Origin of the sequence: Gordonia sp. NPDC127522 (genome assembly GCF_042672305.1) — a bacterium.
GTDB lineage: Bacteria > Actinomycetota > Actinomycetes > Mycobacteriales > Mycobacteriaceae > Gordonia > Gordonia hongkongensis.
In genome coordinates this window covers 155191-165004 of sequence record NZ_JBHXVK010000006.1, presented here as the reverse complement: position 1 = coordinate 165004, position 9814 = coordinate 155191, and the positions used below count along the sequence as shown (strand labels likewise).

At 68.7% G+C, this 9814-nt stretch carries 12 protein-coding genes; 5 read left to right on the top strand and 7 right to left on the bottom strand.

Annotated elements, in window-relative coordinates:
- Positions 1-495 precede the first annotated feature (495 nt).
- The 3 genes from ACFVHY_RS13500 (at position 496) to ACFVHY_RS13490 (ending at position 3047) form a co-directional block, all read left to right on the top strand.
- A complete protein-coding gene (locus ACFVHY_RS13500; protein ID WP_390272467.1) occupies positions 496-2133 on the top strand; it encodes a DUF222 domain-containing protein in 1638 nt (545 codons plus the stop codon).
- 91 nt (positions 2134-2224) lie between these two features.
- Positions 2225-2608: a DUF5655 domain-containing protein gene (locus tag ACFVHY_RS13495; RefSeq protein WP_390272465.1), complete on the top strand. Its 384-nt coding sequence runs from the start codon at positions 2225-2227 to the stop codon at positions 2606-2608.
- A gap of 73 nt (positions 2609-2681) precedes the next feature.
- The gene (locus tag ACFVHY_RS13490) at positions 2682-3047 is read left to right on the top strand and encodes a hypothetical protein (RefSeq protein WP_390272463.1); all 366 of its coding nucleotides are present in this window, start codon (positions 2682-2684) and stop codon (positions 3045-3047) included.
- Here ACFVHY_RS13490 and nadC read toward each other — a convergent pair.
- The 4 genes from nadC to ACFVHY_RS13470 form a co-directional block, all read right to left on the bottom strand.
- Entirely contained in the window at positions 3007-3936 is a 930-nt protein-coding gene (gene nadC, locus ACFVHY_RS13485; protein WP_390272461.1) for a carboxylating nicotinate-nucleotide diphosphorylase, read from the bottom strand. The two genes, ACFVHY_RS13490 and nadC, sit on opposite strands and share 41 nt — an antisense overlap.
- Positions 3933-5006 carry a quinolinate synthase NadA gene (gene nadA / locus ACFVHY_RS13480; RefSeq protein ID WP_390272459.1) on the bottom strand — a complete coding sequence of 358 codons (1074 nt, stop codon included), beginning with the start codon at positions 5004-5006 and terminating at the stop codon, positions 3933-3935. The genes nadC and nadA overlap by 4 nt, the downstream gene beginning before the upstream one ends.
- Positions 5007-5201: 195 nt before the next feature.
- Positions 5202-5708, bottom strand: coding sequence for a DUF1990 family protein (locus ACFVHY_RS13475; RefSeq protein ID WP_390272457.1), 507 nt, complete (start codon positions 5706-5708; stop codon positions 5202-5204).
- Complete coding sequence (locus ACFVHY_RS13470; protein WP_055476572.1) at positions 5705-5965, bottom strand: helix-turn-helix domain-containing protein; 261 nt, start codon at positions 5963-5965, stop codon at positions 5705-5707. The genes ACFVHY_RS13475 and ACFVHY_RS13470 overlap by 4 nt, the downstream gene beginning before the upstream one ends.
- Before the next feature lie 101 nt (positions 5966-6066).
- On the opposite strand from ACFVHY_RS13470, the gene map reads away from it, so the two are divergent.
- Both map and ACFVHY_RS13460 read left to right on the top strand, forming a co-directional pair.
- Positions 6067-6840: a type I methionyl aminopeptidase gene (gene map, locus ACFVHY_RS13465; RefSeq protein ID WP_390272454.1), complete on the top strand. Its 774-nt coding sequence runs from the start codon at positions 6067-6069 to the stop codon at positions 6838-6840.
- A 354-nt stretch (positions 6841-7194) separates the two neighbouring features.
- Positions 7195-7923 carry an NUDIX domain-containing protein gene (locus ACFVHY_RS13460; RefSeq protein WP_390272451.1) on the top strand — a complete coding sequence of 243 codons (729 nt, stop codon included), beginning with the start codon at positions 7195-7197 and terminating at the stop codon, positions 7921-7923.
- Here the strand turns inward: ACFVHY_RS13460 and ACFVHY_RS13455 are convergent.
- From ACFVHY_RS13455 to bioB, 3 genes are read right to left on the bottom strand one after another with little or no spacing between them, the layout of a single operon-like run.
- Positions 7886-8482, bottom strand: a complete 597-nt coding sequence (locus tag ACFVHY_RS13455) for a DUF2567 domain-containing protein (RefSeq protein ID WP_390272449.1) — start codon at positions 8480-8482, stop codon at positions 7886-7888. The two genes, ACFVHY_RS13460 and ACFVHY_RS13455, sit on opposite strands and share 38 nt — an antisense overlap.
- Entirely contained in the window at positions 8479-8718 is a 240-nt protein-coding gene (locus tag ACFVHY_RS13450; protein WP_055476568.1) for a hypothetical protein, read from the bottom strand. Before ACFVHY_RS13450 ends, ACFVHY_RS13455 begins: the two co-directional genes overlap by 4 nt.
- Positions 8719-8751: 33 nt before the next feature.
- Complete coding sequence (bioB, locus tag ACFVHY_RS13445) at positions 8752-9789, bottom strand: biotin synthase BioB (RefSeq protein ID WP_055476567.1); 1038 nt, start codon at positions 9787-9789, stop codon at positions 8752-8754.
- Positions 9790-9814: the final 25 nt, after the last annotated feature.

The following is a 9814-nucleotide window of genomic DNA, read 5'->3' as shown; positions in this document are numbered from 1 at the left end:
ACGGCGCCGGGAGCGAAGCGAGCGGGCCGGATGACACGGCGCCGGGAGCGAAGCGAGCGGGCCGGATGACACGGCGCCGGGAGCGAAGCGAGCGGGCCGGATGACACGGCGCCGGGAGCGAAGCGAGCGGGCCCGATTCCGGAGCGAGGTCGACGGACTCCACCGGCGCATCGCGAAAGAGGAGGACGCCCTGTTTTCGTTCGGTGACGACTCTCGACTGCGATCAGTGGGCACCGCGACTAGCGCGTGGAGCGCGCACATCCCGGCGACTCGCTGCTCGACCACGGCGCGTAGGCGTCGGGAGGGTGCCCACACGCCGGCCTGACGTCGGTGGTCAGCCTGATTGAATGGCGCCTATCACAGCACACCGACAGTTCCCGCCATCCGCGTATCGAATCAATAACTCTGTGCGACAATATGATTCGAATCGAGCGCAGCCCGGTTTTCGTGTACACTCGAACGTACATTCGCAGCAACGGTTCTCGGGGGGTGGCCATGTCTGACGAGTCCGCGACGCCGCAACCGCGTGCCGTCGAGTTGGCAAGCGAGCTGCACGCGATCCTCGACGAAATGCAGTCGGTGGATCTGTCGCCGTGTACCGATGCCGAGTTGGCCGAGGTGGCCGCGGAGACCGAACGCGCCATCGCGCGCCTGACCGTTGCCGGTGACCGGCAGATCGATCAGGTCGAGGCCCGCGACCTGCCCCGCAAAACCGGGTGCCGAACACTCATGCAGTACATGACCCACCGGCTACGCGTCTCCAACCCGATGCGCCGCCGTAAGCAAATGGACGCCACCACCACCCGCACCAGCCTCGGCGGCGACATCCTGGAACCCGAACACCCCACCCTGGCCGAAGCATTCGCCGCCGGAGCGGTCGGCTCCGCACACGTACAGGCCGCCCTCGACGTCCTCGACCAGATCCCCCACGGAATCGACCACGACGTGAAAGTCGCGGCCGAACGGCAGATGGCCGAGATCGCCACCGACCACACACCCGCCGACATCACCCAACTCGGAGCCCGGCTGCTCGCCCACCTCGACCCCGACGGCACCCTCGCTGATGACACCGACCAGAAACGACGCCGCAACCTGTGGATCGGCCGGCAACGCGCTGATGGCACCGCCAAGATCTCCGGCACCCTCACTGCCGAACTCGCCGCCCGGCTGACGATGATGTTCGCGGTCTGGGGCAAACCCGGACTCAACAACCCCGACGACCCCGCCTCGCCCAGCGGGCCGGCCGGCGCCGCCGACCCCGACGCCCTGACCACCGCCGCCGACCGTGACAGCCGCACTCCCGCGCAGATCAACCACGACGCCCTCGACGCCGCACTCGCCGCAGGTTTCGCCGACGGAACACTCGGCACCACGCACCGCGGACTACCCGTCCAACTGATCGTCAAAGCCGACCTCGATGACCTCATCCGCGAAGCCGGACTCGCCACCACCGCCACCGGCACCCTGCTCCCCATCCCCGACCTCATCGCCATGGCCGGCGACATCCAACCCTGGTTGGCGATCTTCAAAAACCACACCGCCGTCCCGCTGCACTTCGGACGCGGGAAACGACTCGCCACCCGCGAACAACGACTCGTCTCCTTCGCCCGCCCCGACGGGGAAGTATGTTCGGCACCCGGCTGCGATCAGCCCGCCACCCACGTCGACATGCACCACGCCCAGAAAGACTGGGCCAAGGGCGGTCTCACCGACATCGACGACCTCGCCCCCGCCTGCCCACGCCACAACCGCATGGTCGGCGACCAACCCGGCCAGTACACCACCCGCATCGCACGGTCCGGACCCGACGAAGGCCGCTGCATCTGGCGACTCAACGCCGAACCCGGCACACCACCCAACCCCGACCGACTCAACCGCCGACCCGACATACCCCGGCGATTCACACACCACCTGAACACCGTGCGCGAGCAGATCCACGGACCCCCAACCAGGTCCGGCGATCAAACACGCCCAAACCAGTCGCGCCCCGAGTCGGCCCACCACCAAGACGCGCGCCGCTCATGGTCTAAAGCCAGCCACGTCATCGACGTCCGACCACCACGACCCGGCCAACGACAGCTTCGGGCCTCCCTCGTCGAAGGACACCTCATGAAGTTACTCGCCACCCTCTGACCGCCGCCCGGGATCACATCCTGCCGGCGGCAGAACCCCGGCCCTCCCGGACACGTCGACCACAGGATGAGGGGACCGGTCAGGTGGCACCATGAACACTGCGATGGGAACAGTTCCTGACGATGCCGCCGACTTCTTCTCCGGCTCGCCGACGGGCCTGGCGATCTTCCTCGCCATCACGAAGGCGGTCCGCGCAGTCGGCGAGGACGTCACCATTCGGATCACGAAGAGCCAGATCGCATTCCGGCGAAGGTCCGGCTTCGCCTACGTCTGGCGGCCGGGCCGCTATTTGCGATCCGAGGTGCCTGCGGTGCTGTCGATCCCCCTGCACCGATGCGTGAATTCGGCCCGCTTCAAAGAGGTTGCACACCCGTCTCCAGGCATCTGGATGCACCACATCGAGATGCACACAGACACCGAGGTCAACAGCGAGGTCCGTGACTGGCTGTCCGAGGCCTACGACGACGCGGGATGACGTGGCAGTGACGCCGGCGTACGACGCCGACAAACCCGTCGCCGGTCGCGACACACCGCGATAGCCTCCGGTCGTGCCGAACTCACGGTTGCCGATCCACCTCTGCTGTCTGCTCTGGGCGCACGACGACACAGCCGACGCGCTGACCCGGTACGAGGACACCGTTCTCGGCCTGCTCCCCGAGCACGGCGGCGCCGTGCTCAGCCGGGCAATCGGTGACGGACATGGTCGCGCTCCGCACGAGGTGCAGCTCCTGACGTTCCCGGACAGCTCGGCGATGGATGCCTTCCTCGCTGACCCGCGCCGCGCGGCGCTCTCCGACGAACGGGATCGGGTGATCGCGCGGACGGAAGTGTTCGGGGTCGAGGTCCGAACCGACACCGGGGTAGCCGAGCGACCTAGGGCGCCGGGATGTCCAGACCGAGGTCCAGGACGGTGACGGAGTGCGTCAGCGCGCCGACGGCCAGGTAGTCGACGCCGGTGCGGGCATAGTCGGCCGCGACGTCGAGCGACAGGCCTCCCGAGCTCTCCAGCTTGGTGCCCGGCGACCGGGTGTTGCGGCGCTGGACGGCCATCTGGGTCTCCCACGGCTCGAAGTTGTCCAGCAGGACCAACTGCGGTTCGAGTCCGAGGACCTCGTCGAGCTGGGCCAGCGAGTCGACCTCGACCTCGACCGGTAGGCCCGGCGCCGCCGCCCGGACCGCCTCCAGCGCCGCGGCGACCGAACCCGCGGCGACGACGTGGTTGTCCTTGATGAGGGCGGCGTCGCCGAGCCCCATCCGATGGTTGACTCCCCCGCCGGCACGAACGGCGTACTTCTGCAGATGCCGAAGACCCGGAAGTGTCTTGCGCGAGTCGCGGATTCGGGCGTCTGTACCCTCCACCGCCGCCACCCAGGCCGCGGTGGTCGTGGCGATCCCCGACAGGTGCGAGATCAGGTTGAGCGCCGTGCGTTCCGCGGTCAGCAGCGCTCGCGTCGGAGCATGGACGGCGAGCACGACGGTGCCGGGTTCGACGCTCGTCCCGTCGTCGACGCGCGACGTGATCGTGTACCCGCCAGCGCCGATCACCTCGTCGAAGACCGCCTCGACCACCGGTACACCGGCGATCACACCATGCCCGCGGCTGATGATCGCCGCGTCGACGACCGCGTCGGCGGGGACCGTGGACGTGGTCGTGACGTCGGGTCCGTATCGCAGATCCTCGTCGAGTGCGGTGCGGATCAGCGCGCGGACCTCGTCGGTGACCGCGGCGCCGAGTTCGCCGCCTGCGGCCTGGCCGACGAAGCCGTCGGCCGGGGCCGTCGTCGAGGGGGTGGAGCTGCTCACTCGCCCGATCCGGGGTTGCCGATCGCGATCATGCGCTCGACGCTCTTGCGCGCCTTCTCGGCGACATCGGCGTCGACGAACACCTCGTCGCGGCCTTCCCGCAGACACCGGAGCATGGCCGCCGGGGTGATCATCTTCATGTAGGGGCACGATGCCCGGTCGTTGACGGCCTGGAAGTCGACACCCGGTGCGGCCTTGCGCAACTGGTGCAGCATCCCGACCTCGGTGGCGACGAGCACCTGCTTCGCGCCGGTCTCGCGCGCGGCGTCGAGCATGCCGCCCGTGGACAGGATCTTCACCTTCTCCTCGGGCACGAAACCCTCGCCGGCCAGATACAGCGCCGAGGTCGCGCAACCGCATTCGGGGTGGATGAACAGGTCGGCGTCCGGGTGCGAGTTCGCCTGCGCGGTCAGCTCGTCACCGTTGATGCCGGCGTGCACGTGGCATTCGCCCGCCCAGATGTGGATGTTGTCGCGGCCGGTCTCGCGCTTGACGTGCGCGCCGAGGAACTGGTCCGGCAGGAACAGGACGTCGCGGTCGGGATCGATCGACGCGACCACGTCGACCGCATTCGACGACGTGCAGCAGATGTCGGTGAGGCCCTTCACCTCGGCGGTGGTGTTCACGTAGGACACCACCAGCGCATCGGGGAACTCGGCCTTCCAGGCCCGGAGTTCGTCCGCGGTGATCGAGTCGGCCAGCGAGCATCCGGCTCGCTCGTCGGGGATCAGGACCCGCTTCTCGGGACTCAGGATCTTGGCGGTCTCGGCCATGAAGTGGACGCCGCAGAAGATGATCTCGTCGGAGTCGACCTCGGCGGCGATCCGCGAGAGGGCCAGGGAGTCGCCGACGTGGTCGGCCACATCCTGGATGGCCGGGAGCTGGTAGTTGTGCGCGAGCAGCGTCGCGTTTCGCGCCTTGGCGAGGCGGCGGACCTCGTCCGCCCACTCCTGCGTCGGCTCCACGCCGGTGTAACCGCCCGGCGCGTCGTACCACGTCGCATCGACGAGCGCCGAATCCTCGACTGCGGGCGCGGTCATCGACGCGGGGCGATCACTGGTGATGCTCATGTGCCACTCCTCTGGCTACCCGGCGACGAGTTCCGTCCCCGGGACGCTGGTTCCCCAGATCACGGGCCGTGTGTCCGAGGCAGGTTTTCGACTCATGGTCGAAAACGCTATGCATCGTAACATTCGCCACACTCACGGCATTCCCATGACCTCGTCGCCGGCGTTCTCGGCCCGCGATTCAGGTGGACGACGAGTTCAGCCACACATCAGCGCGTCGAGGTAGCGCTCGGTGAATCGCGACTGCGCAACCCGCCCGATCGGCCCGCCCAGACGCGTGAACCAACGCCCCGGACGCGAGAACGCGACGACATGCCCGACCACGGTGTCGTCGTCGACCCATTCCACCCAGAAGCGCTCTTCGCCGATCTCGGGATGACCGAGCAGCGTGCCGTACGCGAAGCCGCGCTCGCGCGGGGCGTCGATCACCTCGACGACCCGGCACCGTGCGGTGATCGCGAGGGGGCCGAGACCGGCGCGCAGGTCGACGTCGGCGCCGACGGTGGCCGCGGGGGTCGATTCGTCGACACCGAAGCCGGCACGACGATGCATGTCCCAGTTCATGATTCGCCGGCCGGCCGTGGAGAAGCAGGCAGATCCCGAGCCGATGACCCGAGACCGGCGCAGATGGTGGTAACCGGACGGGAGCGTCCCCGCCGTCGCCCCGACCTCGGGATAGGTGAGACCCGATCGGTTCGCGGTCACCCGACTCGTGCCACCTCGGCGTCGAGCACGAGCGCCAGATCGTCGAGTGAGGTACCCAGCGCGCGAGCAAGCGCCGCGATCGTGGCGAAAGCGGGCGTCGGCATGCGTCCGGTCTCGATCTTGCGCAGGGTCTCCGGCGAGATACCCGCGCCCGACGCCACGTCGCCCAGCGGACGATCGCCGCGCAACTCGCGGAGACGGGCGCCGAGCCGGCGGCCGGCCGCGATCTGTTCCGGGGTCAGGGGGTTACGCACCATGTGGCGATTCTAGCGGGCCCGGTATACAAATACCGAGACGCGGTGGTATTTGTATACCGACCAGCGATCCGAGAGAACGCAATGACCACGAGAGGACGGGAATGGTCGAACTGAAGTCGCCTGCCGAGGTGGCCGCCATGGGAGTGACGGGGGCGTTCATCGCAGATCTCCTCGACGACCTCGCCGGACGCGCCGATGTCGGGGTCAATCTCCTCGAGCTCGAGGAACGCGCGCGGAAGCTCGTCAACGACCGCGGTGCACAGTCCTGCTATTGGGACTACTCGCCATCCTTCGGCCGCGGCCCGTTCCGCAATGTGACCTGCTTGTCGGTGAATGACGCTGTCCTACACGGACTCCCGCACGACTACGTCCTCGCCGACGGAGACCTGCTCTCGATGGACATCGCCGTCGGCATCGACGGCTGGGTGGCCGACTCCGCGCGCAGCGTCATCGTCGGCACCCCGCGGCCCGACGATCAGCGACTCGTCGCGGCCACGGAAGAAGCACTGGGCGCAGCCATCGACGCCGCTCGTCCGGGCGGTCGGCTCGGCGACATCTCGGCCGCGATCGGAGCGGTCGCCGCCGCACACGGGTATCGGGTCAACACCGAGTTCGGCGGACACGGGCTGGGCCGCACCATGCACGAGGATCCGCACGTGGCCAACGTGGGCCGGGCCGGACGCGGCATGAAACTACGCCCCGGCCTGACCCTCGCACTCGAACCGTGGTTCACGCTCGGTTCCGAGCGCATCAAGTTCGACGCCGACGGGTGGACCATCCGGTCGTTCGACGGCTCCCGCGGCGCGCACAGCGAACACACGATCGCCGTCACCGACGGCGAGGCGATGGTCCTCACGGCGCACGGGGGCGGGTAGTCGGGGTCACCAGGTGGCTTCGACACGGCGCCTCGCTTCGCTCGGAGCCGGCTCAACCAGCAGGAGGGTCGCCAGCACAACCAGCAAGGGGGCGCCGGCACAACCAGCAGGGGGTCTCCCACACACCCAGCGGGGGTAACCAGCACAACCAGCAGGAGGGTCGCCGGCACAACCAGCAGGGGTAACCGGCTCAACGAGCAGGAGGTCGCCGGCACAACCAGCAGAAGGGTCGCCAGCACAACCAGCAGGAGGGTCGCCAGCACAACCAGCAGGAGGGTCGCCAGCACAACCAGCAGGGGGTCTCCAACTCAACCAGCGGGGGTCACCAGCAGGGTGCACCCTACAATCGGGCGCATGCCATCCGCCGGGTCCGAGCCACCCATCGCCGACGGTGCGACCCTCCGGGTGGAAGTGCTGAGCGTCGTCTTCCAGATCCGCGTACCCCAGACCCGGAACACGCCGGACACCGACCACCCGTCGCTGTGCGTCCTGCTGTCGCGGTCCGCCGCCGGCGTGTGGACACTCCCCGGCGGCGGGGTCGGCGCGGAGGAGACGTTGTCGGCGAGCGCACGCCGGCTGGTCGCGGACGCGCTCGACGTCCGTGAGATCGCGCATCTGGAACAACTGTCGGTCTTCTCCGACCCGCATCGGGTGCCCACGGTCCGCACCATCGCGTCGACCTACATGGGCCTCGTGCCCTCCGACGCCGACGCGACACCACCCGACGCCGCGGGCTGGTTCGCCGTCGACGACTTACCGGCCCTGGCCTTCGATCACGCCGGGATCGTCGAGGCCGCCCGGCATCGACTCGCCGCCAAACTCTCCTACACCAACATCGCGTTCGCGCTGGCCCCCGCCCGGTTCCCGATGTCGGCGCTGTCGGAGATCTACTGCGCCGCACTGGGTTATCCCGTGGACACGACCAACCTGCTACGCATCCTGAGCCGGCGCGCGGTGGTGGTCGCCACCGGGACCGTCGGCAAGACCGGCCGCAACGGGGGTCGCCCGCCGGCGCTCTACGCCTTCGCGGAGAAGGAGTTACGCGTCACGGATGAGTTCGCGACGCTGCGCCCACCGATGTGAACACGTCCGCCGGCGGCTCGTCGGACTCGAGATCTCCGACGCCCAGATCGGCTGTCCGCGAGGACAACACGCAGACGAGGTACACCACGGCGAACGCGAACGGGGCACAGATGAGCAGCGTCCACGGCTCGCTCGAGCCGGACCGCGTCGCGCCGTCGAGCCACAGCTCCGGCGCGACTCGGTAGACGGCATCGACCGGCAGTGCGGTCGGATCGTCGTCGAAACGCAGGCCCGCGACCCACATCCCGACCGACGCCGCAAGCGCCGAACCTGCCACCGTCGCGAGTGCGGGCCACACGAATCCGACGACCCCGCGCCACGTCCGGGCCGCGAACCACACGGCGACGGCGGCGACCGCGCCGTACGCGAACATCGTCAGGGCGAAGGCGCCCACGCCGGCGAAGTCGGCGGGGATGTCCTCGCGACGCAGACCCTCGAACACGACGCCGGTGGTCGGCGGGGTGAGGAGCGCCCAGACCACCCCGGCGACGACGCCGATCAGGGCCACGCCGACGGTGACCGCGGCCAGTCGCGAGACCGTGCGGACCGGCGGTTTCACCGGCGACCCAGCTCCGACGAGTCGACCGTCCCGTGCCGCGAGCAGCGGGCATCCCATCCGTCGGGCCGCACCTGGACCACCATCCGGCGCCCGCACTGGCCACAGAAGCGAGGGGGTTCGAGACCCAACCGGGCGGCCGGCGGCACGGCGTCGGGAGCCTGCAGTTCCAGTTCGAGTCCGGTGAACACACCGAACCGGCACGGCTCGGCGAGAGGACCCGGGACGGTGTCGATCATGAGAACACGCTACCCATCGCTGCGACGAACCCGTCAGATCGTGTCGTTCAACGACTTGATCGGCATGGACAGATCACTGAGGAGATCGAGATCGTCCTCGGCGGGCCGGCCGAGGGTCGTCAGGTAGTTGCCGACGATGACGGCGTTGATGCCGCCGAGGATACCCTGCTTGGCCCCCAGGTCGCCGAGTGTGATCTCACGACCGCCGGCGAAGCGCAGGATGGTGCGCGGCAGCGCCAGACGGAAGGCAGCCACCGACTTGAGGGCCTCCGCGGCGGGGAGCACGTCGAGATCGCCGAACGGGGTGCCGGGGCGCGGGTTCAGGAAGTTCAGCGGCACCTCGTCGGGCTCGAGCGTCGCCAGTTCGGCGGCGAACTCGGCCCGTTGCTCCAGGGACTCGCCCATACCGAGGATGCCGCCGCAGCAGACCTCCATGCCCGCCTCCCGGACCATGCGCAGGGTGTCCCAGCGCTCCTCCCACGTGTGGGTCGTCACCACGTTCGGGAAGTGGCTGCGCGCGGTCTCGAGATTGTGGTTGTAACGGTGCACACCCATGTCGCGGAGCTGGTCGACCTGCTCCTGGGTGAGCATGCCCAGGCTGCACGCGATCTGGATGTCGACCTCGTTGCGGATGGCCTCGATACCTGCCGCGACCTGACTGAGCAGCCGCTTGTCGGGACCGCGGACCGCCGCGACGATGCAGAACTCGGTCGCACCGGTCTTCGCGGTCTGCTTGGCCGCCTCGACGAGGGAGGGGATGTCGATCCACGCACTTCGTACCGGCGAGGCGAAAAGTCCGGACTGGGAACAGAAATGGCAGTCTTCCGGGCACCCGCCGGTCTTCAGCGAGATGATGCCCTCGACCTCGACCTCGGGCCCGCACCAGCGCATCCGCACATCGTGGGCGAGCTGGAGCAGTTCGGTCAGCCGGTCGTCGGGCAACCGCAGAACCCGGAGAACCTGCTCCTGATCGAGCGGCTCGCCGCGGTCGAGCACCTGGTCACGGGCGATGGCGAGGATGTCGTCCGACGCCGGTGCCGAGGTGGTGGCGTCGACTGTTGCCTGGGTCACTGGTGATACTCCTTGGATGATTGTT

Coding starts and splice junctions, on each gene's coding strand:
- ACFVHY_RS13500 (WP_390272467.1), top strand. CDS start 496: ATGTCTGACGAGTCCGCGACGCCGCAACCGCGTGCCGTCGAGTTGGCA.
- ACFVHY_RS13495 (WP_390272465.1), top strand. CDS start 2,225: ATGAACACTGCGATGGGAACAGTTCCTGACGATGCCGCCGACTTCTTC.
- nadA (WP_390272459.1), bottom strand. CDS start 5,006: ATGAGCATCACCAGTGATCGCCCCGCGTCGATGACCGCGCCCGCAGTC.
- ACFVHY_RS13470 (WP_055476572.1), bottom strand. CDS start 5,965: ATGGTGCGTAACCCCCTGACCCCGGAACAGATCGCGGCCGGCCGCCGG.
- map (WP_390272454.1), top strand. CDS start 6,067: ATGGTCGAACTGAAGTCGCCTGCCGAGGTGGCCGCCATGGGAGTGACG.
- ACFVHY_RS13460 (WP_390272451.1), top strand. CDS start 7,195: ATGCCATCCGCCGGGTCCGAGCCACCCATCGCCGACGGTGCGACCCTC.
- ACFVHY_RS13450 (WP_055476568.1), bottom strand. CDS start 8,718: ATGATCGACACCGTCCCGGGTCCTCTCGCCGAGCCGTGCCGGTTCGGT.